Source organism: Micrococcus sp. LASM2_SD2 (genome assembly GCF_057364565.1).
In genome coordinates this window covers 19,304-44,663 of sequence record NZ_JBNFOB010000001.1, presented here as the reverse complement: position 1 = coordinate 44,663, position 25,360 = coordinate 19,304, and the positions used below count along the sequence as shown (strand labels likewise).

23 protein-coding genes and 5 pseudogenes are annotated in these 25,360 nt (G+C 68.1%); 27 read left to right on the top strand and 1 reads right to left on the bottom strand.

Annotation, left to right across the window (positions count from 1 at the left end):
- The 3 genes and pseudogenes from AC2W7A_RS00260 to AC2W7A_RS00250 form a co-directional block, all read left to right on the top strand.
- Positions 1-1,132, top strand: a 1,132-nt coding sequence (locus AC2W7A_RS00260; protein WP_485989588.1) for an acyltransferase family protein, incomplete at its 5' end; no start/stop codon positions are given.
- A 240-nt stretch (positions 1,133-1,372) separates the two neighbouring features.
- Positions 1,373-4,878: pseudogene (gene rpoB / locus AC2W7A_RS00255) on the top strand (DNA-directed RNA polymerase subunit beta).
- 80 nt (positions 4,879-4,958) lie between these two features.
- Positions 4,959-8,852 carry a DNA-directed RNA polymerase subunit beta' gene (locus AC2W7A_RS00250; protein WP_485989587.1) on the top strand — a complete coding sequence of 1,298 codons (3,894 nt, stop codon included), beginning with the start codon at positions 4,959-4,961 and terminating at the stop codon, positions 8,850-8,852.
- Positions 8,853-9,145: 293 nt separating this feature from the next.
- Here AC2W7A_RS00250 and AC2W7A_RS00245 read toward each other — a convergent pair whose 3' ends face one another.
- Positions 9,146-10,321: a lipid II:glycine glycyltransferase FemX gene (locus AC2W7A_RS00245; protein ID WP_485989586.1), complete on the bottom strand. Its 1,176-nt coding sequence runs from the start codon at positions 10,319-10,321 to the stop codon at positions 9,146-9,148.
- A gap of 323 nt (positions 10,322-10,644) precedes the next feature.
- Here AC2W7A_RS00245 and rpsL point away from each other — a divergent pair, with 323 nt between their 5' ends.
- From rpsL to rpsE, 24 genes and pseudogenes are all read left to right on the top strand, one after another.
- The gene (gene rpsL / locus AC2W7A_RS00240) at positions 10,645-11,019 is read left to right on the top strand and encodes a 30S ribosomal protein S12 (protein ID WP_017487844.1); all 375 of its coding nucleotides are present in this window, start codon (positions 10,645-10,647) and stop codon (positions 11,017-11,019) included.
- Positions 11,019-11,488: pseudogene (gene rpsG / locus AC2W7A_RS00235) on the top strand (30S ribosomal protein S7). Before rpsL ends, rpsG begins: the two are co-directional and overlap by 1 nt.
- 128 nt (positions 11,489-11,616) lie before the next feature.
- Positions 11,617-13,731 carry an elongation factor G gene (fusA, locus tag AC2W7A_RS00230; protein WP_485989585.1) on the top strand — a complete coding sequence of 705 codons (2,115 nt, stop codon included), beginning with the start codon at positions 11,617-11,619 and terminating at the stop codon, positions 13,729-13,731.
- A gap of 290 nt (positions 13,732-14,021) precedes the next feature.
- Positions 14,022-15,210 (top strand): annotated as a pseudogene (gene tuf / locus AC2W7A_RS00225) (elongation factor Tu).
- 129 nt (positions 15,211-15,339) lie between these two features.
- Positions 15,340-15,477, top strand: a complete 138-nt coding sequence (locus AC2W7A_RS00220; protein WP_485989584.1) for a hypothetical protein — start codon at positions 15,340-15,342, stop codon at positions 15,475-15,477.
- Positions 15,474-15,938, top strand: coding sequence for a DUF3817 domain-containing protein (locus AC2W7A_RS00215; protein ID WP_485989583.1), 465 nt, complete (start codon positions 15,474-15,476; stop codon positions 15,936-15,938). Before AC2W7A_RS00220 ends, AC2W7A_RS00215 begins: the two co-directional genes overlap by 4 nt.
- Before the next feature lie 354 nt (positions 15,939-16,292).
- On the top strand, positions 16,293-16,601 hold the full coding sequence (gene rpsJ, locus AC2W7A_RS00210; protein WP_002857463.1) for a 30S ribosomal protein S10: 309 nt from the start codon (positions 16,293-16,295) through the stop codon (positions 16,599-16,601).
- A 20-nt stretch (positions 16,602-16,621) separates the two neighbouring features.
- A complete protein-coding gene (gene rplC / locus AC2W7A_RS00205; RefSeq protein WP_485989582.1) occupies positions 16,622-17,272 on the top strand; it encodes a 50S ribosomal protein L3 in 651 nt (216 codons plus the stop codon).
- Between the two features lie 5 nt (positions 17,273-17,277).
- Positions 17,278-17,910: a 50S ribosomal protein L4 gene (gene rplD / locus AC2W7A_RS00200; RefSeq protein ID WP_485989581.1), complete on the top strand. Its 633-nt coding sequence runs from the start codon at positions 17,278-17,280 to the stop codon at positions 17,908-17,910.
- On the top strand, positions 17,907-18,215 hold the full coding sequence (gene rplW / locus AC2W7A_RS00195; RefSeq protein ID WP_485989580.1) for a 50S ribosomal protein L23: 309 nt from the start codon (positions 17,907-17,909) through the stop codon (positions 18,213-18,215). Before rplD ends, rplW begins: the two co-directional genes overlap by 4 nt.
- A gap of 36 nt (positions 18,216-18,251) precedes the next feature.
- Positions 18,252-19,091, top strand: a complete 840-nt coding sequence (gene rplB, locus AC2W7A_RS00190; RefSeq protein ID WP_485989579.1) for a 50S ribosomal protein L2 — start codon at positions 18,252-18,254, stop codon at positions 19,089-19,091.
- 15 nt (positions 19,092-19,106) lie between these two features.
- Positions 19,107-19,388: a 30S ribosomal protein S19 gene (gene rpsS, locus AC2W7A_RS00185; protein ID WP_067188440.1), complete on the top strand. Its 282-nt coding sequence runs from the start codon at positions 19,107-19,109 to the stop codon at positions 19,386-19,388.
- A gap of 51 nt (positions 19,389-19,439) precedes the next feature.
- Positions 19,440-19,805, top strand: coding sequence for a 50S ribosomal protein L22 (gene rplV / locus AC2W7A_RS00180; RefSeq protein ID WP_485989578.1), 366 nt, complete (start codon positions 19,440-19,442; stop codon positions 19,803-19,805).
- 4 nt (positions 19,806-19,809) lie between these two features.
- On the top strand, positions 19,810-20,607 hold the full coding sequence (rpsC, locus tag AC2W7A_RS00175; RefSeq protein ID WP_485989577.1) for a 30S ribosomal protein S3: 798 nt from the start codon (positions 19,810-19,812) through the stop codon (positions 20,605-20,607).
- Positions 20,607-21,023: a 50S ribosomal protein L16 gene (gene rplP, locus AC2W7A_RS00170; RefSeq protein ID WP_485989576.1), complete on the top strand. Its 417-nt coding sequence runs from the start codon at positions 20,607-20,609 to the stop codon at positions 21,021-21,023. Before rpsC ends, rplP begins: the two co-directional genes overlap by 1 nt.
- A 4-nt stretch (positions 21,024-21,027) precedes the next feature.
- The gene (gene rpmC, locus AC2W7A_RS00165; protein WP_067188433.1) at positions 21,028-21,300 is read left to right on the top strand and encodes a 50S ribosomal protein L29; all 273 of its coding nucleotides are present in this window, start codon (positions 21,028-21,030) and stop codon (positions 21,298-21,300) included.
- A complete protein-coding gene (rpsQ, locus tag AC2W7A_RS00160) occupies positions 21,297-21,578 on the top strand; it encodes a 30S ribosomal protein S17 (RefSeq protein ID WP_485989575.1) in 282 nt (93 codons plus the stop codon). Before rpmC ends, rpsQ begins: the two co-directional genes overlap by 4 nt.
- A gap of 338 nt (positions 21,579-21,916) precedes the next feature.
- Positions 21,917-22,284, top strand: a pseudogene (rplN, locus tag AC2W7A_RS00155) (50S ribosomal protein L14).
- 4 nt (positions 22,285-22,288) lie between these two features.
- Positions 22,289-22,621 (top strand): annotated as a pseudogene (gene rplX, locus AC2W7A_RS00150) (50S ribosomal protein L24); the annotation flags it as partial.
- 7 nt (positions 22,622-22,628) lie between these two features.
- Entirely contained in the window at positions 22,629-23,204 is a 576-nt protein-coding gene (gene rplE / locus AC2W7A_RS00145; protein WP_485989574.1) for a 50S ribosomal protein L5, read from the top strand.
- 73 nt (positions 23,205-23,277) lie between these two features.
- Positions 23,278-23,676 carry a 30S ribosomal protein S8 gene (rpsH, locus tag AC2W7A_RS00140; RefSeq protein ID WP_485989573.1) on the top strand — a complete coding sequence of 133 codons (399 nt, stop codon included), beginning with the start codon at positions 23,278-23,280 and terminating at the stop codon, positions 23,674-23,676.
- A gap of 30 nt (positions 23,677-23,706) precedes the next feature.
- Positions 23,707-24,240 (top strand): 50S ribosomal protein L6, encoded by a 534-nt coding sequence (gene rplF, locus AC2W7A_RS00135; RefSeq protein ID WP_485989572.1) that lies wholly within the window; start codon positions 23,707-23,709, stop codon positions 24,238-24,240.
- Positions 24,240-24,614: a 50S ribosomal protein L18 gene (rplR, locus tag AC2W7A_RS00130; RefSeq protein ID WP_485989571.1), complete on the top strand. Its 375-nt coding sequence runs from the start codon at positions 24,240-24,242 to the stop codon at positions 24,612-24,614. Before rplF ends, rplR begins: the two co-directional genes overlap by 1 nt.
- Complete coding sequence (gene rpsE, locus AC2W7A_RS00125) at positions 24,611-25,357, top strand: 30S ribosomal protein S5 (protein ID WP_485989570.1); 747 nt, start codon at positions 24,611-24,613, stop codon at positions 25,355-25,357. Before rplR ends, rpsE begins: the two co-directional genes overlap by 4 nt.
- Positions 25,358-25,360: the final 3 nt, after the last annotated feature.

Here is a 25,360-nt window from a genome sequence, read left to right as displayed (position 1 = left end):
GCCGGGCCCGTCGCCCCGGCGCCCCCACGGCTGGCCCCTGCTCGACGTCACCCGACTCGCGGCGGCCCTGTCCGTCGTCCTCTACCACTGGACCGCCTGGCACCACACGCGGTTCAGCACGGACGGGCGCGTGGCGCTCGAGGTGTGGCCGGTGCTGGGGCGTCTCACCGCCCTGGGCGCGCTCGGTGTCCAGCTGTTCTTCCTGGTCTCGGGGCTTGTGATCGTGCTCTCCGTCGTCGGACGGACCCCGGCCCAGTACGTGGGCTCCCGGATCGGACGTCTGTACCCGGCCTACTGGGCCGCCGTCCCGGCGGCGGCACTGCTGGTCTTCGTCCTCTGGCCCGAGGTGGGCGCCGCGCGCAGCCCCGCCGAGATCCTGCCCAACCTGACCATGCTGCAGGGCGGCATGGGCGGTGTGGGCCACCTCGACGGGGTCTACTGGACGCTCTGGGTGGAGCTCAAGTTCTACGCCACCGTGCTCGTGGTCATGCTGCTGCGGTGGACCACGCCCGGCCGCCTGCTGGCCTTCGCGGTGGGGTGGCCGGTGCTGGGCACACTCCTCGCCGGGCTCGCCTCGGCGGTGGGTACGGGGGAGGAGGCGGTCTCGCACGTGCTGTTCCCGGAGTACTCGGCCCTCTTTGCCGCCGGGATCGTGCTGTACCTGCTCCACCGCCGCGGACACACCCCGCCGCGCTGGGCGGCGCTGCTGGTCTGCTCCGGGCTGGCCGCGGCGTGGAGCGCGCCGATCCAGGCGCGGGAGACGCTCGAGACCACGGGCCTGGACGTGTCGGTCCCGCTGGTCGCCGGAGTCGTCCTGGCCATGGTGGCGTGGGTCGCCGTCACGGTGCTGAGCCCCGCGGCCCGGTGGCGCATCCCGGGTGCGAAGGCGGCGGGAGCGCTCACCTACCCGCTCTACCTCTTCCACCAGCTGTGGGGCTGGTGGCTGATCGGTCTGCTGGTGCCCCTGTTCGGCCCCCGCTGGACGATGCCGCTGGTCCTCGCCGTCCTGCTCGCCTGGTCCTGGGCTGTGCACCGGTGGATCGAGCGCCCCCTGGGGCCGGGCCTGCGCGATGCCGTCACCGGCGCCCTCGAGAGGGTGCCGGGCCTGCGGAGGCGCGTGCCGTCGTCGTGAGGGGCGCCGGTGCCACGCGCACCGGTGTGACGCGGACGCGGTGGACAATCGTGGTATGGGGCGATACTCTGGACCTTTGCATCTCCCTGCTTCCGCGCGCCCTGAAGACTGAGCAGTCCACACAGGGACGTCGACGCGGACGAGCGAGGCCTTCATATGGCGGTGGGCCCGCACACGGCGTCTGTGCCGTCCCAGGGAGATCCGAACACGGACCCCCGAAAGCCTGTGGAAGGATCCTACGTGGTCGCCTCGAGCACCTCCAACGAAACCGCTTCCGTCTCCCCGCGTTCCGGCGCATCCGCCGGCCGCATCTCCTTCGCCAAGATCGCCGAGCCGCTGGACGTGCCGGATCTGCTGGCGCTGCAGACCGACTCCTTCGACCGCCTCGTCGGCAACGAGCGCTGGGCCGCCCGCGTCGAGCAGGCCCAGGCCGTCGGCGACCACTCCGTGCCGGTGACCTCCGGGCTCACGGACATCTTCGAGGAGATCTCCCCGATCGAGGACTTCCAGGAGACCATGTCCCTGTCGTTCTCGGACCCGGAGTTCGCGGACGCGAAGATGCCGGAGGAGGAGTGCAAGGAGCGCGACGCCACCTACGCCGCCCCGCTGTACGTCAAGGCCGAGTTCATGAACAACACGACCGGCGAGATCAAGCAGCAGACCGTCTTCATGGGCGACTTCCCGCTCATGACCAAGAACGGCACCTTCATCATCAACGGCACCGAGCGCGTCGTGGTGTCCCAGCTGGTCCGTTCTCCGGGCGCCTACTTCGAGCGCACCCCGGACAAGACCTCGGACAAGGAGATCTTCTCCGCCAAGATCATCCCCTCCCGCGGCGCCTGGTTCGAGCTCGAGGTGGACAAGCGCGACCAGGTGGGCGTCCGCCTGGACCGCAAGCGCAAGCAGCCGGTGACCGTGCTGCTCAAGGCCATGGGCTGGACCGAGTCCCGCATCCTCGAGGAGTTCGGCCAGTACGACTCCATCCGCGCCACCCTGGAGAAGGACGGCACCGCGGACCAGGACGAGGCTCTGCTGGACATCTACCGCAAGCTGCGCCCGGGCGAGCCGGCGGCCGTGGACGCCGCCCAGACCCTCCTGAACAACCTGTACTTCACCCCGAAGCGCTACGACCTGGCGAAGGTGGGCCGCTACAAGCTCAACCGCAAGCTGGGCGTGGACGTGCCGCTGTCCGACCCGCACTCCACCGTGCTCACCGAGGACGACGTGGCCCAGATGGTGCACTTCATCTGCGCCCTGCACGCCGGCGAGGAGACCATCAAGGGCACCCGTGACGGCGAGGACGTGGACGTGCGCGTCGAGATCGACGACATCGACCACTTCGGCAACCGCCGCATCCGCGCCGTGGGCGAGCTGATCGAGAACCAGATCCGCACCGGCCTGTCCCGCATGGAGCGCGTCGTGCGTGAGCGCATGACCACCCAGGACGTGGAGGCGATCACCCCGCAGACCCTGATCAACATCCGCCCGGTCGTGGCGTCGATCAAGGAGTTCTTCGGCACCTCCCAGCTGTCCCAGTTCATGGACCAGAACAACCCGCTGGCCGGCCTGACGCACAAGCGTCGCCTGTCCGCGCTGGGCCCGGGCGGCCTGTCCCGCGACCGCGCCGGCATGGAGGTCCGTGACGTCCACCCGTCGCACTACGGCCGCATGTGCCCGATCGAGACCCCTGAGGGTCCGAACATCGGCCTGATCGGCTCCCTGGCGACCTTCGGCCGCATCAACTCCTTCGGCTTCATCGAGACCCCGTATCGCCGCGTGGTGGACGGCAAGGTCACCGACAAGGTCGACTACCTGACCGCGGACGACGAGCTGGGCTGCCAGATCGCCCAGGCCAACGCCCCGGTGGGCGAGGACGGTCGTTTCGTGGAGGACCTGGTCCTCTGCCGCCAGCGCGGCGGCGGCGGCGAGCCGGTGCTGTCCTCCGTGGACGACATCGACTACATGGACGTGTCCCCGCGCCAGATGGTGTCGGCCGCGACCGCCCTCATCCCGTTCCTCGAGCACGACGACGCGAACCGCGCGCTCATGGGCGCCAACATGCAGCGCCAGGCCGTGCCGCTGCTCCAGTCCGAGGCCCCGTACGTGGGCACCGGCATGGAGAAGTACGTGGCCGTGGACGCCGGCGACTCCGTGACCGCCACCGCGGCCGGCGTCGTCACCGAGGTGGCCGCGGACCTGGTGACCGTCATGAACGACGACGGCACCACCACGCATTACCCGATCATGAAGTTCTCCCGCTCGAACCAGGGCAACGCGTACAACCAGCGCGTGCGGGTGTCCGAGGGCGACCGGGTGGAGCCGCTGAGCATCATCGCGGACGGCCCCGCCACGGACTACGGCGAGCTCGCCCTGGGCAAGAACCTGCTCGTGGCGTTCATGCCGTGGGAGGGCCTCAACTACGAGGACGCCATCATTCTGTCTCAGCGCATGGTCTCCGACGACGTGCTGACCTCGATCCACATCGAGGAGCACGAGGTCGACGCCCGTGACACCAAGCTGGGCGCCGAGGAGATCACCCGCGACATCCCGAACGTGTCCGACGAGGTGCTGTCCCAGCTCGACGAGCGCGGCATCATCACATCGGCGCCGAGGTGGAGGCGGGCGACATCCTGGTCGGCCGCGTCACCCCGAAGGGCGAGACGGAGCTGACCCCGGAGGAGCGCCTGCTGCGCGCCATCTTCGGCGAGAAGTCCCGTGAGGTCCGTGACACCTCCCTGAAGGTGCCCCACGGAGAGTCCGGCACCGTGATCGGCGTGCGCATCTTCGACCGTGACGAGGACGACGACCTGCCCCCGGGCGTGAACCAGCTGGTCCGCGTCTACGTCGCCCAGAAGCGCAAGATCACCGACGGCGACAAGATGGCCGGCCGTCACGGCAACAAGGGCGTGATCTCCAAGATCCTGCCGGTCGAAGACATGCCGTTCCTCGCCGACGGCACCCCGGTGGACGTCATCCTGAACCCGCTCGGCGTGCCGGGCCGCATGAACCTCGGCCAGGTCATGGAGCTCCACCTGGGCTGGGCCGCCTCCCGCGGCTGGGACATCCAGGGGGAGCCGGAGTGGATCAAGGACCTGCCGAACTTCCCGCGCCAGTCCGGTCCGGTGAACGTCGCCACCCCGGTGTTCGACGGTGCCGAGGCCTACGAGATCGAGGGCCTGCTGGGCCACGTCAACGTGACCCGGGACGGCGACCGCCTCATGGGCACGAACGGCAAGACCCAGCTGTTCGACGGTCGCACCGGCGAGCCGTTCCCGGACCCGATCTCGGTCGGCTACATGTACATGCTGAAGCTGCACCACCTGGTGGACGACAAGATCCACGCCCGTTCCACGGGTCCGTACTCGATGATCACGCAGCAGCCGCTGGGCGGCAAGGCCCAGTTCGGCGGTCAGCGCTTCGGCGAGATGGAGGTGTGGGCGCTCGAGGCGTACGGCGCCGCGTTCACCCTCCAGGAGCTGCTGACCATCAAGTCGGACGACATCCACGGTCGTGTGAAGGTGTACGAGGCCATCGTGAAGGGCGAGAACATCCCGGAGCCGGGCGTTCCGGAGTCCTTCAAGGTCCTCATCAAGGAGATGCAGTCCCTGTGCCTGAACGTGGAGGTCCTCTCCGCGGACGGGCAGACCATCGAGATGCGTGACTCGGATGACGAGAGCTTCCGGGCCGCCGAGGAGCTGGGCATCGACCTGTCCCACGCCGAGCCGAGCTCGGTCGAGGAAGTCTGAGCCCCTCGGCTCCCCACCCACAAGACGTCACCTGAGAACCACTGAACTGAGGAGTTCACCGGAACATGACCGTTCACAGCATGTCCACTGACAACTCTTTCGGCCTGATGCGCATCGGCCTGGCCACGGCGGAGGACATCCGCCGCTGGTCCTACGGCGAGGTGAAGAAGCCGGAGACCATCAACTACCGCACCCTGAAGCCGGAGAAGGACGGGCTCTTCTGCGAGCGCATCTTCGGTCCGACCCGTGACTGGGAGTGCGCCTGCGGCAAGTACAAGCGCGTGCGCTTCAAGGGCATCATCTGCGAGCGCTGCGGCGTCGAGGTGACCCGCTCCAAGGTGCGCCGCGACCGGATGGGCCACATCGAGCTCGCCGCTCCCGTGACCCACATCTGGTACTTCAAGGGCGTGCCCTCCCGCCTGGGCTACCTGCTGGACCTGGCCCCGAAGGACCTGGAGAAGGTCATCTACTTCGCGGCCTACATGATCACCTCTGTGGACGAGGAGGCCCGTCACAACGACCTGCCGAACCTGCAGGCCGAGCACGACCAGGAGACCCGTGTCCTGGCCGAGCAGCGCGACGCGGACATCGCCGCGATCGCGGGCGACCTCGAGAAGGACCTGGCGAAGCTGGAGTCCGAGGGCGCCAAGGCCGCGGAGAAGAAGAAGGCCCGTGACGCCGCGGACAAGACCATGGCGCAGATCCGCAAGCGGGCGGACGCGGAGCTGGACCGCAAGGAGCAGGTCTGGGACCGCTTCAAGAACCTCAAGGTCGCCGACCTTGAGGGCGACGAGGGCCTGTACCGCGCCATGCGGGACAAGTTCGGCCAGTACTTCACCGGCGCCATGGGCGCGGAGGCCATCCAGCGCCGCTTGGAGACCTTCGACCTGGACGCCGAGGCCGAGATGCTCCGCGAGACCATCAAGACCGGCAAGGGCCAGCGCAAGACCCGCGCCCTGAAGCGTCTGAAGGTCGTCAACGCGTTCCTGACCACGGACAACTCCCCGGAGGGCATGGTCCTCGACGCGGTCCCGGTGATCCCGCCGGAGCTGCGCCCGATGGTCCAGCTGGACGGCGGCCGCTTCGCGACCTCCGACCTGAACGACCTCTACCGCCGTGTGATCAACCGAAACAACCGCCTGAAGCGCCTGCTGGACCTCGGTGCCCCCGAGATCATCGTGAACAACGAGAAGCGCATGCTCCAGGAGGCCGTGGACTCGCTGTTCGACAACGGCCGGCGCGGCCGTCCGGTCACCGGCCCGGGCAACCGTCCGCTGAAGTCGCTGTCCGACATGCTCAAGGGCAAGCAGGGCCGCTTCCGTCAGAACCTGCTCGGCAAGCGCGTCGACTACTCGGGCCGTTCGGTCATCGTGGTCGGACCTCAGCTGAAGCTGCACCAGTGCGGCCTGCCGAAGCAGATGGCGCTGGAGCTGTTCAAGCCGTTCGTGATGAAGCGCCTCGTGGACCTGAACCACGCGCAGAACATCAAGTCCGCCAAGCGCATGGTGGAGCGCTTCCGCCCGCAGGTGTGGGACGTGCTCGAGGAGGTCATCACCGAGCACCCGGTGCTGCTGAACCGCGCCCCCACCCTGCACCGTCTGGGCATCCAGGCCTTCGAGCCGCAGCTGGTCGAGGGCAAGGCACTCCAGCTGCACCCGCTGGTCTGCTCCGCGTTCAACGCGGACTTCGACGGCGACCAGATGGCGGTCCACCTGCCGCTGTCCCCGGAGGCGCAGGCCGAGGCGCGACTGCTGATGCTGTCCAGCCACAACATCCTGAAGCCCTCGGACGGCCGCGCCGTGGCCGTCCCGGCGCAGGACATGATCATCGGCCTGAACCACCTGACCACCGTCCGTGAGGACGAGGCCGGAGCCGGCCGCGAGTTCTCCTCGGTCGCCGAGGCCATCATGGCCTTCGACGCCGGCGAGCTGCACCTGAACGCGCCTGCGAAGATCGCCATCGAGGGCTTCGTGCCGTCGGCCGCCGTGTCCGCCCCGGAGGGCTGGTCCGAGGGCGAGACCGCCCTGATCGAGACCACCCTGGGCAAGGTCATCTTCAACGACCTGCTCCCGGCGGACTACCCGTGGCTGGACACCCAGGCCACCAAGGGCACCCTCGGCCAGCTGGTCAATGACCTGGCCGAGCGCTACCCGATGGTCGTCACCGCCCAGACGCTGGACAACCTCAAGGACGCCGGCTTCCACTGGGGCACCTGGTCGGGCGTCACCGTGGCCATCTCCGACATCACCTCGGACATGGACAAGGGCGCCATCATGGAGGGCTACGAGGAGCAGGCACGCCGCGTGCAGGCCCAGTACGACAAGGGCCTCATCGCGGACGACGAGCGCCGCTCCGAGCTGATCGACATCTGGAACAAGGCGACCGACGAGGTCGCCGAGGCCATGCGTGCCGGCCTGCCGAAGCTGAACACCATCAACCGCATGGTGACCTCCGGTGCGCGAGGCAACTGGCTCCAGGTGCGCCAGATCGCGGGCATCCGCGGCCTGGTGGCCAACCCGCAGGGCGAGATCATCCCGCGTCCGATCAAGTCCTCGTACCGCGAGGGCCTGTCCGTGCTCGAGTACTTCATCGCGACCCACGGCGCCCGCAAGGGCCTGGCGGACACCGCGCTGAAGACCGCGAACTCGGGCTACCTGACCCGTCGTCTCGTGGACGTCTCCCAGGACGTCATCGTCCGCGAGGAGGACTGCGGCACCGAGCGCGGTCTGGCCGTGACCATCGCCGTGGCCGACGCCAACGGCGAGCTGCGTCAGCACGAGACCGTGGAGAACTCCGCGTTCGCCCGCACCCTGGCGACCGATGTGGAGATCGACGGCAAGGTCGTCGCCAAGGGCGGCGCCGACGTGGGCGACGTCCTGATCGACGAGCTCGTGGCCGCGGGTGTGACCGAGATCAAGGTGCGCTCCGTGCTCACCTGCGAGTCCGCCGTGGGCACCTGCGCCAAGTGCTACGGCCGCTCCATGGCCACCGGACAGCTGGTGGACATCGGCGAGGCCGTCGGCATCATCGCCGCGCAGTCCATCGGCGAGCCGGGCACCCAGCTCACCATGCGTACCTTCCACACCGGCGGTGTGGCCTCCGCGGACGACATCACCCAGGGTCTGCCCCGTATCCAGGAGCTCTTCGAGGCGCGCACCCCGAAGGGTGTGGCCCCGATCTCCGAGGTCGCCGGTCGCGTGGCCATCGAGGACAACGAGTCCTCGATCCGCCTGATCCTGACCCCGGACGACGGCTCCGAGGAGATCGCCTACCCGGTGCTGCGCCGTGCGCGCCTGCTGGTGGAGGACGGCGAGCACGTGGCCGTCGGCACCCAGCTGGTGGCCGGTGCGGTGGACCCGAAGCAGGTCCTGCGCGTGCTCGGCCCGCGTGCCGCCCAGCGCTTCCTGGTGGACGAGGTGCAGGACGTGTACCAGTCCCAGGGTGTGGGCATCCATGACAAGCACGTGGAGGTCATCGTCCGCCAGATGCTGCGTCGCATCACCGTGATCGAGTCCGGTGAGACCGACCTGCTGCCGGGTGAGCTCACCGACCGCGCCCGCTTCGTGGCCGCCAACCGCGCCGCCGTGTCCGAGGGCCACCAGCCGGCCTCCGGCCGCGACGAGCTCATGGGCATCACCAAGGCGTCGCTGGCGACCGACTCGTGGCTGTCCGCCGCGTCCTTCCAGGAGACGACCCGCGTGCTCACGCAGGCCGCCATGGAAGGCAAGGAGGATCCGCTGCTGGGTCTGAAGGAGAACGTGATCATCGGCAAGCTGATCCCGGCCGGCACCGGCCTGGACCGCTACACCAAGACCGTGGTGGAGCCGACCGAGGAGGCGAAGGCGAACCTGTTCACCTCACCCTCGGGCTTCGCGGACTTCGACTACCCGGGCCTGGACCAGTCCATGGGCGGCGGGGAGTTCCACGCCATGAGCCTGGACGACTACGGCCGCGGCGGCGACTTCCGCGCCTGACCCGGCCCGGACCCGGAAGGGTCCGTCCGGACGGCATCGAGGGCCCGTCTCGTCCCCGCACCGCGGGGGCCGGGGCGGGCCCTCCGTCGTGCCTGCCCTGCACGGGGAGGAGCATGGTGGAGGGGGCGCCGTCGTCGTGGTCCGCCGAGACCGCCGATGAGGCGGCGGACCGGTCCGTGGGGAGGTGTGCCGTCGTCGGGAGGCCGGGGGAGCGGGCAACAACGACGACGGCCCGGCGCCTTCCGTGCGGAAGGCGCCGGGCCGTGGGTCCCCTCGGCCGAGGGACGGGGGCGTCAGCGACGCGACATGTACAGGTTGAAGGCCTTGGCCAGCAGCCGGTTGACCGGGAAGTCCCACTCGCCGTGGGTCTGCACCACGTTCGCGCCCTGGGTGGTCTTGAACTCGGTGAGGCCGGTGATCCGGTCCTCATGGTCCACGGAGCCGGGCACGCCGCCCAGGTCCAGCCAGTGGCAGCCGGCCTCGATGCCGGCCTCGATCTGGGTGAGCTGCAGCAGGCGCGGGGCGTCGCGCTTGCGCTCCTTCTGGGACGAGGCGGAGTAGGGGCGATAGCAGACGTGGCCCTGCCGGAAGTGGAAGGCCGCGGCCACCGGCTCGCCCTCGTACTCGGCGAGGTAGTAGGTGACGTCGGCGATCTCCGAGCCGCCCAGCTCCTCGATCACGCGCTGGAAGTACTCCTTGGGGCGGCCGGTGAACTTGTCCCGCTCCGCCGTCTCGTCCTGCAGCGACTCCCACTCGTCCAGGCGCTCCACACCGGCGGTGACGACGTCCAGGTCGTTGCGGGTGGAGCGGCGGGTGCGCTTGCGGGAGGAGCCGGACATGCGCGCGAGCACGCCGTCCACGTCCAGGTCCTTCAGCGGGATGCGGGCCTGGAACATCGGCTGGCCCGCGGAGAAGCCCTCGAGGACCTCGGGCGCCTTCCAGCCGGCCGCGCGCAGCTCGTCCTGCAGCTCGAGCGCGCCGGGGGTGACCTCGCACGGCAGGTCGGTCAGGATCCTGTACTGCGGGTCCGTCAGGGCCTTGCGGACCGTGTCCGCCTCCCAGGTGCGCACGACGCCGGGCGGCCCCATGCGGACCAGGAAGGCGCCCTGGGACTTCAGGAGCTCCACGAGCGGGCCGAGCACGTCCACGAGGCGCACGCCCTCGTCCAGGACCGGTCCCTCGGCGATGTAGGCGAGGAACGCCTTCCCGAGCACCGGCAGGCGGGCGGGCACGGGAAGGGGGCGTGCCAGGACGAGGGCCGCACCCACCAGCTCGGTGCCGCGGAAGACGCCCAGGGACTGGCCGCGCCAGTCGGTCTTCACCTTGGGCCAGCGTGGGTTCTGGAGGAACGAGGCCTCCGGATGGCGCGCGAGGAAGGGGGTGTGCTGGGCCTCGTCGATGGTGCGGACGGACAGGGGACCGGCCGCGGTGGACGGGGTCGTCTGTGCTGCATCAGGTTCGGAAGTCACGGGGCCAGTCTACGGCGGGTGCCCGTCGGGTGCCCCGGGTGCGCGTCGGATGCCCGGGTGTGGTGCCTCCCACCCCGTGTTGGCGCGGAACGGCCCACGTGGTAGCCTAGGTTCGATTGTTTTTCGTGTGGCAGTATGGACGCGGTCCGGGTTGCGGGGAAGTTGCGCAACGAATGCCACACTTTTGCACGCCTGCGGACGTTTGCTCTCGAAGCCCCCACAGGAGAGGCAGAACGAGGAACGAGCAGCCGCCGAACCCGAGGCCAGACGGCCTGTCGGCTCGGCAGATCACGTCAGCGATCACCGAAGAGGAAGACTGAAGAGTGCCTACGATTCAGCAGCTGGTCCGCAAGGGCCGCTCACCGAAGGTCGTCAAGACCAAGGCCCCTGCGCTGCAGGGCAACCCCATGCGTCGTGGCGTGTGCACCCGTGTGTACACCACGACCCCGAAGAAGCCGAACTCCGCGCTGCGCAAGGTCGCCCGTGTCCGCCTCAACGGCGGTATCGAGGTCACCGCGTACATCCCGGGTGAGGGCCACAACCTGCAGGAGCACTCGATCGTGCTCGTCCGCGGCGGTCGTGTGAAGGACCTGCCGGGCGTGCGCTACAAGATCGTGCGCGGCGCCCTCGACACCCAGGGCGTCAAGAACCGCGGCCAGGCCCGCTCCCGCTACGGCGCCAAGAAGGAGAAGAAGTAATGCCTCGTAAGGGTCCCGCGCCGAAGCGCCCCCTCGTCGTCGATCCCGTCTACGGCTCCCCGCTGGTCACCCAGCTGATCAACAAGGTGCTGGTCGACGGCAAGAAGTCCACCGCCGAGCGCATCGTCTACGGTGCCCTCGAGGCGCCCGCCAGAAGACCGGCGGCGATCCGGTGGCCACCCTGAAGAAGGCCATGGACAACATCAAGCCGGCCCTCGAGGTGCGCTCCCGCCGCGTCGGCGGCGCCACCTACCAGGTCCCGGTCGAGGTCAAACCGGGCCGCTCCACGGCCCTGGCCCTGCGCTGGCTGGTCGGCTTCTCGAAGGCCCGCCGCGAGAAGACCATGACCGAGCGCCTGATGAACGAGATCCTCGATGCCTCGAACGGCCTCGGCGGCGCCGTGAAGCGCCGTGAGGACACCCATAAGATGGCCGAGGCCAACAAGGCCTTCGCCCACTACCGCTGGTGACGACCTCGGCCCGGGGCGGGGAGCGATCCTCCGCGCCCCGGGCCCTCCGCCGCCGGGGAGGGATCCCCGTGGCGATCTCCGTATCCATCTGACGAGCCCCCACCCCACCCCGACACAAGGGAGACACCGTGGCACAGGACGTGCTGACCGACCTGAACAAGGTCCGCAACATCGGCATCATGGCGCACATCGATGCCGGCAAGACCACCACCACCGAGCGCATCCTCTTCTACACGGGTGTGAACCACAAGCTCGGCGAGACCCACGACGGTGCGTCGACCACCGACTGGATGGAGCAGGAGAAGGAGCGCGGCATCACCATCACCTCCGCCGCGGTGACCTGCTTCTGGAAGAACACCCAGATCAACATCATCGACACCCCCGGCCACGTGGACTTCACCGTCGAGGTGGAGCGGTCGCTGCGCGTCCTGGACGGCGCCGTGGCCGTGTTCGACGCCAAGGAGGGCGTGGAGCCGCAGTCGGAGACCGTGTGGCGTCAGGCGGACAAGTACAACGTGCCGCGCATCTGCTTCGTCAACAAGATGGACAAGCTCGGTGCCGACTTCTACTTCACCGTGGACACCATCGTGTCCCGCCTCGGCGCCAAGCCGCTGGTGATGCAGCTGCCGATCGGCACCGAGAACGACTTCGTGGGCGTCGTCGACCTGCTGTCCATGCAGGCCTTCGTGTGGCCGGGCGACGCCAAGGGCGACGTGACCATGGGCGCCGAGTACGAGACCCGTGAGATCCCGGAGGACCTGAAGGACAAGGCCGAGGAGTACCGCACCCAGCTGCTCGAGGCCGTCGCCGAGGCCGACGAGGAGCTCATGGAGAAGTACCTCGAGGGCGAGGAGCTCACCCAGGAGGAGATCGTCGCGGGCGTGCGCAAGCTGACCGTGGCCGCCGAGGCCTACCCGGTGTTCTGCGGCTCCGCGTTCAAGAACCGCGGCGTGCAGCCGATGCTCGACGCCGTCGTCGCCTACCTGCCGAACCCGCTGGATGCCGGTGCCGTGATGGGCCACGACGTCAAGGACGAGTCCGTCGAGCTGAGCCGCGAGGCCTCGAAGGAGGAGCCGTTCTCGGCCCTGGCCTTCAAGATCGCCTCGCACCCGTTCTTCGGCACCCTGACCTTCATCCGCGTGTACTCCGGCCGTCTGGAGACCGGTGCGCAGATCCTCAACGCCACCAAGGGCAAGAAGGAGCGCATCGGCAAGCTCTTCCAGATGCACGCCAACAAGGAGAACCCGGTGGACGAGGTCGTCGCCGGCCACATCTACGCGGTGATCGGCCTGAAGGACACCACCACCGGTGACACCCTCTGCAACCCGGACCACCCGATCATCCTCGAGTCCATGTCGTTCCCGGAGCCGGTGATCGCCGTGGCCATCGAGCCGAAGTCGAAGGGCGATCAGGAGAAGCTCTCCACCGCCATCCAGAAGCTCGTCGCCGAGGATCCGACCTTCCGCGTCACCCTCAACGAGGAGACCGGCCAGACCGAGATCGGCGGCATGGGCGAGCTGCACCTCGACGTGTTCGTGGACCGCATGAAGCGTGAGTTCAAGGTCGAGGCCAACGTCGGCAAGCCCCAGGTCGCGTACCGCGAGACCATCAAGCGCACGGTCGACAAGATCGACTACACCCACAAGAAGCAGACCGGCGGCTCCGGCCAGTTCGCGAAGGTCCAGCTCAAGTTCGAGCCGCTGGACACTGCCGAGGGCGAGACCTACGAGTTCGAGAACGCTGTCACCGGCGGTCGCGTGCCCCGCGAGTACATCCCCTCGGTGGACGCGGGCATCCAGGACGCCATGCAGTTCGGCGTGCTGGCCGGTTACCCGATGGTGGGCGTGAAGGCGACCCTCCTCGACGGCGCCTACCACGACGTCGACTCCTCGGAGATGGCCTTCAAGATCGCCGGCTCGCAGGCCTTCAAGGAAGGCGTGCGCAAGGCGAACCCGGTCCTCCTCGAGCCGCTGATGGCCGTCGAGGTCCGCACCCCGGAGGAGTTCATGGGCGACGTCATCGGCGACCTGAACTCCCGCCGCGGCCAGATCCAGTCCATGGAGGACGCCACCGGCGTGAAGGTCGTCAAGGCCCTCGTGCCGCTGTCGGAGATGTTCGGCTACATCGGCGACCTGCGCTCCCGCACCCAGGGCCGCGCGGTGTTCTCGATGACCTTCCACTCCTACTCGGAGGTTCCGAAGGCCGTCGCCGACGAGATCATCCAGAAGTCCCAGGGCGAGTGACCACGGGTCACACACCCTGAAACAGACTTGCTCCCCGCGGCCGCACCCGACTGCGGCCGCGGGGAGCACGGGAGCCGCACCACCCCGGCGATGCGGCCCCGCACAGGACGGGTCAGGTCCGGTCCGCTTCAGGCGGCACTGCTGGCCTGGAACCGGACTGGTCCTTCCATCCGCCGGGATTTCCCCAACACCGCATCGACACGTAGAATCGGGAGAGTTGTCAGCACGCCCTGCGCTGCTGCAAGAGGCTTTCCAGTCTTCGCGAAGATGAACACGTTCTAGGAGGAACTGTGGCAAAGGCAAAGTTCGATCGCACGAAGCCGCACGTCAACATCGGCACCATCGGCCACGTTGACCACGGCAAGACCACCCTGACCGCCGCGATCTCGAAGGTCCTGTACGACCAGTACCCGGACCTGAACGAGGCTCGCGACTTCGCTTCGATCGACTCCGCTCCGGAGGAGCGCCAGCGCGGCATCACCATCAACATCTCCCACGTGGAGTACCAGACCGAGAAGCGTCACTACGCCCACGTGGACGCCCCGGGTCACGCCGACTACATCAAGAACATGATCACCGGCGCCGCCCAGATGGACGGTGCGATCCTCGTGGTCGCCGCCACCGACGGCCCGATGGCCCAGACCCGCGAGCACGTGCTCCTGGCCCGCCAGGTCGGCGTGCCGGCCCTGCTCGTGGCCCTGAACAAGTCCGACATGGTCGAGGACGAGGAGCTCCTCGAGCTCGTCGAGATGGAGGTCCGCGAGCTGCTGTCCTCCCAGGAGTTCGACGGCGACGACGCCCCGGTCGTCAAGGTCTCCGCTCTCAAGGCCTCGAGGCGACGAGAAGTGGGTCAAGTCCGTGCAGGACCTGATGGCCGCCGTGGACGAGTACATCCCGGATCCGGTCCGCGACAAGGACAAGCCGTTCCTGATGCCGATCGAGGACGTGTTCACCATCACCGGCCGCGGCACCGTGGTGACCGGCCGCGCCGAGCGCGGCACCCTGCCGATCAACTCCGAGGTCGAGATCGTGGGCATCCGCGACCTGCAGAAGACCACCGTGACCGGCATCGAGATGTTCCATAAGCAGCTCGAGGAGGCCTGGGCCGGTGAGAACTGCGGTCTCCTGCTCCGCGGTCTGAAGCGTGACGACGTCGAGCGCGGCCAGGTCGTCGTGGCCCCGGGCTCGATCACCCCGCACACCGGCTTCGAGGCCAACGTGTACATCCTGTCCAAGGACGAGGGCGGCCGTCACAACCCGTTCTACTCGAACTACCGCCCGCAGTTCTACTTCCGCACCACCGATGTCACCGGTGTCATCACCCTGCCGGAGGGCACCGAGATGGTCATGCCGGGCGACACCACCGAGATGTCGGTCGAGCTCATCCAGCCGATCGCCATGGAGGAGGGCCTCGGCTTCGCCATCCGCGAGGGTGGCCGCACCGTGGGCTCCGGCCGCGTGACGAAGATCACTAAGTGATCTGACAGGTCGTAGCCGGTCGGTCATCGAGCCGGCCACAGCGACGACGGCCCCTCGCCTCTCCGGAGGCGGGGGGCCTTCCCGTGTCTGCGTCGCGGGCGGCCGTACGGCACGGATACGCTGGTGTGCATGGAAATGCTGATCACCCTGCTGGTCGTCGTCGCGGTCGTGGCCGTCGGCATCGGCCTCTATCGACACTTCAAGCCCGAGATCGACCGCGCCAAGCGCATCCGCCGAGCCAACCGCGGCGGAGAGATCGAGCGGTGAGGGCGGCCGGCCCACGGAGGCTCTTCGGCATCACCGCGGCGGCGGAGATGGTGACGTGGGCCCTGCTGATCCTCGCGATGGTTCTCAAGTACTCGGGCGCGACCGATGCGCTGATGCCGATCGGCGGCGGCGTGCACGGCTTCGTGTTCCTCTGCTACGTGGTGGTGGTCATGGCCGTCTGGATCGACTCCCGGTGGTCCGCCGGCAGGGGCCTGCTGGCCCTCGGCTCGGCGGTGGTCCCGTTCATGACGGTGCCGTTCGAGCGGGCGATGCACCGGCGTGGCGAGCCGGCCGGTCACTGGAGGGTCCTGGACGAGGACGGCCGCACGGGTGCGGCCGCCGGAGCGCTGCGCATGGTGCTGGCCCGCCCGCTCGTGAGTGCGCTGGTCGCCCTGGCCGTCGTGGCCGTGGTGTTCGCCGGCCTGCTGGCCGCGGGACCGCCCACCGAGTGGGGGAGCTGAGGCCTCCCGGCGCCGATGCGTCACGGATCACACACGAGGGCACCGGCCGCCGGTTGGCGGTCGGTGCCGTTGTCTGTCATACTGGATAAGTTGCTCAAGCGCCCCATGCGCTGTCAGCCATGTGTCTCGTGGCCGGCGGCGGGGTCCAGATGCACATTCCCTCCAGTCCCATGCCGGTTCGTCCGCTCCCTCGGGAGTGCGACACGCCCGGCCGCGTGGACCGGAGCCCGACGAGGGTGAGGAACCCGGCCGAGCCGGATTCACCCGCGTGCGGGTCGAGGACAAGAGGCGGGACCCCCAGCGGTCCCGCGCACAGGGACAGGAACAGCTACTCGACGAGAGAGGCGTGACGCCATGGCGGGACAGAAGATCCGCATCCGGCTGAAGTCGTACGACCACGAGGTCATCGACGTCTCGGCCCGCAAGATCGTTGACACGGTCACGCGCGCAGGCGCGACGGTGGTCGGCCCCGTGCCGCTGCCGACGGAGAAGAACGTGTACTGCGTTATCCGTTCTCCGCACAAGTACAAGGATAGCCGTGAGCACTTCGAGATGCGCACCCACAAGCGGCTGATCGACATCATCGACCCGACTCCGAAGGCCGTCGACTCGCTCATGCGACTGGACCTGCCCGCGGACGTCAACATCGAGATCAAGCTCTGAGAGGGAGGTGCTGAGAGACTATGACCAACACCCGTAACGTCAAGGGCTTGCTGGGCACGAAGCTCGGCATGACCCAGGTCTGGGATGAGAACGGAAAGCTCATCCCCGTCACCGTGGTCCAGTCCGACTCCAACGTGGTCACCCAGCTGCGCAACGAGGAGACCGACGGCTACACCGCTGTCCAGATCGCCTACGGCCAGATCGACCCCCGCCGCGTGACCAAGCCGCTGGCCGGTCACTTCGAGAAGGCCGGCGTGACCCCGCGCCGCCACCTGGTGGAGCTGCGCACCGCAGACGCCGCCGAGTACGAGCTCGGCCAGGACCTGTCCGTCGAGGTCTTCGAGGCCGGCCAGAAGGTCGACGTCGTGGGCACCACCAAGGGCAAGGGCTTCGCCGGTGCCATGAAGCGGCACGGCTTCGCCGGCGTGGGCGCCTCCCACGGCCAGCACAAGAACCACCGCAAGCCGGGCTCCGTCGGCGGCGCGGCCACCCCGGGCCGTGTCTTCAAGGGCATGCGCATGGCCGGCCGCATGGGCGCCGTGCGCCAGACCACCCAGAACCTCACGCTCCACGGCATCGACGTGGACAACAACCTGCTGCTGATCAAGGGCGCTGTCCCCGGCCCCAAGGGCCAGGTCGTGCTCGTGCGCAGCGCCGCGAAGGGAGCCTGAGACCCATGGCCAACTCTGTGAAGACCGTCAAGGTCGACCTGCCCGCCGAGATCTTCGACGTGCAGGCGAATGTCCCGCTGATGCACCAGGTCGTCGTGGCCCAGCTCGCCGCCGCCCGTCAGGGCACCCACAAGGCGAAGGACCGCGGCGAGGTGTCGGGTGCCGGCCGCAAGCCGTTCAAGCAGAAGGGCACCGGCCGTGCGCGTCAGGGCTCGATCCGCGCCCCGCACATGACCGGCGGTGGCATCGTCCACGGCCCGACCCCGCGTGATTACTCGCAGCGGACCCCGAAGAAGATGAAGGCCGCCGCCCTCCGCGGTGCCCTGTCCGACCGCGCCCGCAACGGCCGCGTCCACGTGATCGAGGCCCTCGTCACCGGCGAGACCCCGTCCACCAAGGCGGCCAAGGCCGGTCTGGAGTCCCTGAACACCGGCCGCAAGAACGTGCTGGTCGTCATCGACCGCGCCGACGACGTCGCCGCGCTGTCCGTCCGCAACCTGCCCGCCGTGCACACCCTGTACGCGGACCAGCTGAACACCTACGACGTGCTCGTCTCCGACGACGTCGTGTTCACGCAGGCCGCCTACGAGGCGTTCGTGGCGCGGGCCACCGGTGCCAAGAAGGAGGATGCCCAGTGAGCGGCTCCATCAACAAGGATCCCCGCGACGTGATCATCGCTCCCGTCGTGTCGGAGAAGAGCTACGGTCTGATCGACGAGGGCAAGTACACCTTCCTCGTGGACCCGCGCTCCAACAAGACCGAGATCAAGCAGGCCGTCGAGCGCATCTTTGACGTGTCCGTCGCCTCGGTGAACACCCTGAACCGTCCGGGCAAGCGCCGCCGGACCCGCTTCGGCTGGGGCCAGCGCAAGTCCACCAAGCGTGCCATCGTCACGCTGAAGGACGGATCGATCGACATCTTCGGAGGTCCGCTCGCCTCCTGAGGCGACGCGGAGACCACTTAATCGAGGAATAGGTACATGGCTATCCGTAAGTACAAGCCGACCACCCCGGGCCAGCGTGGCTCGTCGGTGGCCGACTTCGCAGAGATCACCCGGTCCACGCCGGAGAAGTCCCTTCTCCGCCCGCTGCACAAGACCGGTGGACGCAACAACACCGGTCGCATCACCACCCGTCACAAGGGCGGTGGCCACAAGCGGCAGTACCGCCTGATCGACTTCCGTCGTCACGACAAGGACGGTGTGCCGGCGAAGGTCGCCCACATCGAGTACGACCCGAACCGCACCGCGCGCATCGCGCTGCTGCACTACGCCGACGGCACCAAGCGCTACATCCTGGCCCCGGCCAAGCTGCAGCAGGGCGCCGTGGTGGAGGCCGGCCCGAACGCCGACATCAAGCCGGGCAACAACCTCCCGCTGCGCAACATCCCGCTGGGCACCGTGATCCACGCGGTGGAGCTGCGCCCGGGCGGCGGTGCCAAGCTGGCCCGATCCGCCGGTGCCGGCATCCAGCTGGTCGCCCGCGAGGGCAAGTACGCTCAGCTGCGCCTGCCGTCCGGTGAGATCCGCAACGTCGACGTGCGCTGCCGCGCCACCGTCGGCGAGGTGGGCAACGCCGAGCAGACCAACATCAACTGGGGCAAGGCCGGCCGCATGCGCTGGAAGGGCGTCCGCCCGACCGTCCGCGGTGTCGTGATGAACCCGGTCGATCACCCGCACGGCGGCGGTGAGGGCAAGACCTCCGGCGGCCGTCACCCGGTCAACCCGAACGGCAAGCCCGAGGGCCGCACCCGCCGTCCGAACAAGGAAAGCGACAAGTACATCGTGCGTCGTCGTCGTTCCGGCAAGAACAAGCGATAAGGGAGCTGAGAAGACATGCCTCGCAGCCTCAAGAAGGGCCCCTTCGTCGATCAGCACCTCTACCTGAAGGTTCTGGCGGAGAACGAGAAGGGCACCAAGAACGTCATCAAGACCTGGTCTCGCCGTTCGATGATCATCCCGGACATGCTCGGCCACACCATCGCGGTGCACGACGGTCGCAAGCACATCCCGGTGTTCGTCACCGAGTCCATGGTGGGCCACAAGCTCGGAGAGTTCGCCCCCACGCGGACGTTCCGCGGTCACGTGAAGGACGACAAGAAGGGCAAGCGCCGCTGAGCCTGACGGTTCGTGGAGCTTGAACTTCGAGAGATTCGAAAGAGAGAAGCAATGGAAGCCAAGGCAATTGCGCGCCACCTGCGCGTGACGCCGATGAAGGCCCGGCGCGTCGTCGACCTGGTCCGTGGCAAGGACACCGTGGAGGCTCTGGCCATCCTGAAGTTCGCCCAGCAGGGCGCTTCGGAGCCGGTCTACAAGATCGTCGCCTCCGCCGTGGCGAACGCCCGGGTCAAGGCCGACCGTGAGGGCCTCGCGTTCGACGAGGGCTCGCTGTACATCAGCGAGGCCTACGTGGACGAGGGACCGACCATGAAGCGGTTCCAGCCGCGTGCCCAGGGCCGCGCCTACCGCATCAACAAGCGCACCAGCCACGTGACCGTGGTTGTCGCCACCAAGGACGAGAAGGGTGGGAACTGAGTAAATGGGCAACAAGATCAACCCGAACGGTTTCCGTCTCGGCGTCACCACCGACCACGTCTCGCACTGGTTCGCTGACTCCCATAAGGACGGTCAGCGGTACAAGGACTTCCTCAAGGAGGACGTCAAGATCCGCGAGCTGATGACCAACGGCATGGAGCGCGCCGGCATCTCCAAGGTGGAGATCGAGCGCACCCGTGACCGCGTGCGGGTGGACATCCACACCGCCCGTCCGGGCATCGTGATCGGTCGTCGCGGCGCCGAGGCCGACCGCATCCGCGGCGAGCTCGAGAAGCTCACCGGCAAGCAGATCCAGCTGAACATCCTCGAGGTCAAGAACCCCGAGACCGATGCCCAGCTGGTCGCCCAGGGCGTTGCGGAGCAGCTGTCTTCGCGCGTGGCGTTCCGCCGCGCGATGAAGAAGGCCATCCAGTCGGCCATGCGTGCCGGCGCCAAGGGCATCAAGATCCAGTGCGCCGGCCGCCTCGGCGGCGCCGAGATGAGCCGTTCCGAGTTCTACCGTGAGGGCCGCGTGCCGCTGCACACCCTCCGCGCGAACGTGGACTACGGCAAGTTCGAGGCCAAGACCACCTTCGGCCGCATCGGCGTGAAGGTCTGGATCTACAAGGGCGATCTCACCGCGAAGGAGCTGGCCGCCAAGGAGGCGGCTCAGCCGTCCGGCCGTGGCCGCGGCGACCGTCGCGGTGGCGAGCGTCGCCGTCGCAACGACCGTGCTGAGCGTGCTCCGCGCCGTGAGAACAACGCTCCGGCCGCCGCTCCCGCTGAAGGAGGAAACGCCTGATGCTGATTCCCCGTCGCGTCAAGCACCGCAAGCAGCACCACCCGAAGCGCTCCGGCGCCGCCAAGGGCGGGACCACCGTGTCCTTCGGCGAGTGGGGCATCCAGGCGCTCACGCCGGCCTATGTGACGAACCGTCAGATCGAGGCCGCGCGTATCGCCATGACCCGTTACATCAAGCGTGGCGGCAAGGTGTGGATCAACATCTACCCGGACCGTCCGCTGACCAAGAAGCCCGCCGAGACCCGCATGGGCTCCGGCAAGGGCTCGCCCGAGTGGTGGGTGGCCAACGTGAAGCCGGGCCGCGTGCTGTTCGAGCTGTCCGGTGTGTCCGAGGAGGTCGCCCGTGAGGCGCTCCGCCTCGCGATCCACAAGCTGCCGCTGAAGGCCCGTGTCATCCGTCGAGAGGGTGGTGAGTGATCCCATGGCCATCGGAACCAAGGATCTGAACGTCGAGTCCCTGGACGGCATGGACAACGGCCGTCTTCAGGAGGCGCTGAAGTCCTCCAAGGAGGAGCTCTTCAACCTGCGCTTCCAGGCTGCCACCGGCCAGCTGGACAACTCCAGCCGGCTGAAGGCCGTCAAGCGTGACATCGCCCGCATCTACACCATCCTGCGTGAGCGCGAGCTCGGCATCCGCGAGGACGTCGTCGCGCCGGGCAAGGCTGACGAGAAGAACGAGGAGGCTGCCAAGTGAGCGAGCAGACCGCCGCCGCCTCCGAGGAGCGCGGCTACCGCAAGTCCGTCCGCGGCGTCGTCGTCTCCGACAAGATGGACAAGACCATCGTCGTCGAGGTCGAGGACCGCAAGAAGCACGCCCTGTACGGCAAGGTCATGCGCACCACCACGCGTGTGAAGGCCCACGACGAGGAGAACACCGCCGGCGTCGGCGACCGTGTCCGCCTCGCCGAGACCCGTCCGCTGTCGGCGTCGAAGCACTTCCGTCTCGTGGAGATCGTCGAGCGCGCCAAGTGACGCGTTCGGTGTGACCTCACACTGACAGGCGAAGGCCCGTCCACTGCCATTGGCAGGGGACGGGCCTTTGCTGTAGGATGTGGTGTTCGTGCGCCCTTTGTTGGCAGGACCATCCATCCTGCGTGCCGAGGGTGTCGCACGAGGATCCCGGAACGCCTCGGCCTTGCCCTGCGTCCGCGCCTGCCCTGATCCTGCGCCGCTGTCTGAAGATGCGGCGGGGGAGAGGTGCGGGTCCGGCCGCGTGAGGGGCAGGGGTAAGCACGCCGGGACCACCGCTTGACCGTTCCGCAAGGCTCGCCCACCGTGGGCGAGAACCGGCGCGACGCTAGGAGAGATAAGTGATTCAGCAGGAGTCGCGGCTGAAGGTCGCCGACAACACCGGTGCGAAGGAGATCCTGACCATCCGTGTTCTCGGTGGCTCGGGACGCCGCTACGCAGGCATCGGCGACACCATCGTCGCCACCGTGAAGGACGCCATCCCCGGCGGCAACGTCAAGAAGGGCGATGTCGTCAAGGCTGTGGTGGTGCGGACTCGCAAGCAGTCCCGCCGTCCGGACGGCTCGTACATCCGCTTCGACGAGAACGCTGCCGTCATCCTCAAGAACGAGAACGAGCCGCGCGCACTCGTATCTTCGGCCCGGTGGGCCGTGAGCTGCGCGACAAGCGCTTCATGAAGATCGTGTCGCTCGCTCCGGAGGTGATCTGACCCCATGGCCAAGATCAAGAAGGATGACCTGGTGCAGGTCATCGCCGGCAAGGATAAGGGCAAGCAGGGCAAGGTCCTGCGCGTGTTCCCGTCGACCGACCGTGTGCTGGTCGAGGGCGTCAACCGCGTGACCAAGCACCTGCGTGCCGGCCAGAACAACAACGGCTCCACCGAGGGCGGCCTGCAGGTCGTCGAGGCCCCGATCCACGTGTCGAACGTGGCCGTGGTGGATCCGGAGACCAAGAAGCCGACCCGCGTGGGCTACCGCTTCGAGACCGTCGAGAAGGACGGCGTGAGCAAGACCGTCAAGGTCCGCTTCGCCAAGGCTCGGGGAAGGAGCTGTGATGACCGAGGTTCAGCAGACCACCAAGGTCACCCCGCGCCTGAAGACCAAGTACCGCGAGGAGATCCGCGCTTCCCTGCAGGAGGAGTTCTCCTACGGCAACGTCATGCAGGTGCCGGGTGTCGTCAAGGTCGTCGTCAACATGGGTGTCGGCGAGGCCGCCAAGGACTCGAAGATCATCGACGGCGCCGTGGCCGACCTGACTCTGATCACCGGCCAGAAGCCGATGATCACCAAGGCCCGCAAGTCCATCGCGCAGTTCAAGCTGCGCGAGGGCATGCCGATCGGCACCCACGCCACCCTCCGTGGCGACCGCATGTGGGAGTTCCTGGATCGCCTGGTCACCTTCGCGCTGCCGCGCATCCGTGACTTCCGCGGCCTGTCCGACCGCCAGTTCGACGGCAACGGCAACTACACCTTCGGCCTGTCCGAGCAGACCGTGTTCCACGAGATCGATCAGGACAAGATCGACCGCGTGCGCGGCATGGACATCACCGTGGTGACCTCCGCCAAGAACGACGACGAGGGCCGCGCGCTGCTGAAGGCGCTGGGCTTCCCGTTCAAGACCGAAAAGTAAGACCTCTACGCCACAGGTCCCCTGCCGGTGAACCGGAGCGGGAAACCACGGCGAGAAAGGGCGTGAAGCCCACATGACCATGACCGATCCCGTCGCAGACATGCTGACGCGTCTGCGCAATGCGAACTCGGCGTACCACGACACCGTGTCCATGCCGTCTTCCAAGATGAAGACCCGTGTGGCCGACATCCTCAAGGCCGAGGGCTACATCGCCGACTGGCGCGAGGAGGAGGCCGAGGTCGGCAAGAAGCTGACCATCGACCTGAAGTTCGGACCGCAGCGCGAGCGTGCCATCGCCGGCCTGCGCCGCATCTCCAAGCCGGGTCTGCGCGTGTACGCGAAGTCCACCAACCTCCCGCACGTGCTGGGCGGCCTGGGCATCGCCATCCTGTCCACCTCCTCCGGTCTCCTGACCGACCGGCAGGCCGCCAAGAAGGGCGTCGGCGGCGAAGTCGTCGCCTACGTCTGGTGACGGACGAGACCGAAGAAAGGCTGTATTGACATGTCGCGAATCGGACGTCTGCCGATCACCATCCCCAGCGGCGTCGATGTCTCCATCGACGGCGCCCGTGTCACCGTGAAGGGCCCGAAGGGCCAGCTGGAGCACACCGTCGCCTCCCCGATCACGGTCACCCTCGAGGACGGGCAGGTCACCGTGGCCCGTCCCGACGACGAGCGTGAGTCCCGTTCCCTGCACGGACTGTCCCGCACCCTGATCAACAACATGATCCTGGGCGTGACCGAGGGCTTCTCCAAGCAGCTCGAGGTCGTTGGCACCGGCTACCGCGTGCTGGCCAAGGGCCAGGACCTGGAGTTCGCCCTGGGCTACTCTCACCCGGTCCCGGTGAAGTGCCCGGAGGGCATCTCCTTCGCCGTCGAGGGCAACAAGGTCACCGTCTCCGGTATCGACAAGCAGAAGGTCGGCGAGACCGCCGCCAACATCCGCAAGCTGCGCCGTCCCGACCCGTACAAGGGCAAGGGCGTGCGCTACGCCGGCGAGCAGATCCGCCGCAAGGCCGGAAAGGCAGGTAAGTGATGTCTACTCTGAAGGTGAAGGGCAAGGGCAAGTTCAACGCCCGTACCCGCCGCCACCTCCGTGTCCGCAAGCGGATCTCCGGCACCACCGCCCGTCCGCGCCTGGTCGTCAACCGCTCTGCACGCCACATGTTCGTGCAGGTCGTGGACGACACCCAGAGCCGCACCCTGGCCTACGCCTCCACCATGGAGGCCGACCTGCGTGCGTTCGACGGTGACAAGACCGCCAAGGCCAAGCGCGTCGGCGAGCTCGTCGCCGAGCGTGCCAAGGCCGCGGGCATCGAGGCCGTGGTGTTCGACCGCGGTGGCAACAAGTACCACGGCCGCGTGGCCGCCGTCGCCGACGGCGCCCGAGAGGGTGGGCTGCAGCTGTGACCGAGACCAACAACCAGAAGGACACCCAGGTGACCGAGAACTCCGAGACCGCTGTCGCCGAGACCGCTGCCGGCTCGGCCAGCCAGTCCACCGAGCGTTCCGGCGGCCGTGGTGGTCGTGACGGCGGCCGTGGCGGCCGCGACGACCGCCGTGGCGGCCGTCGCGACGACCGCAACCGTCGTGGCGCCCAGGACGAGGACAAGGACGCGTTCCTCGAGCGCGTCGTCGCCATCAACCGTGTGGCGAAGGTCGTCAAGGGCGGCCGTCGCTTCAGCTTCACCGCCCTGGTCGTCGTCGGCGACGGCAACGGCATGGTCGGTGTGGGCTACGGCAAGGCGAAGGAGGTCCCCGCCGCGATCCAGAAGGCCGTGGAGGAGGCCAAGAAGTCCTTCATCCGCGTGCCGCGCGTCGGCTCCACCATCCCGCACCTGGTGCAGGGTGAGGATGCCGCCGGCGTCGTGCTGCTCCGCCCGGCCTCCCCGGGTACCGGCGTGATCGCCGGCGGTCCGGTGCGTGCCGTGCTGGAGTGCGCCGGCATCCATGACGTGCTGTCCAAGTCCATGGGCTCCGTGAACGCCATCAACATCGTGCGTGGAACCGTGGACGCCCTCAAGAAGCTCGAGGAGCCCCAGGCCGTGGCCGCCCGCCGCGGCAAGGCCCTGGACGAGATCGCGCCCCATGCCATGCTCCGCACCATGGAGGCCGACCGCGCCAAGAAGAGCACCGAGAAGGCAGGTGCCTGAGCC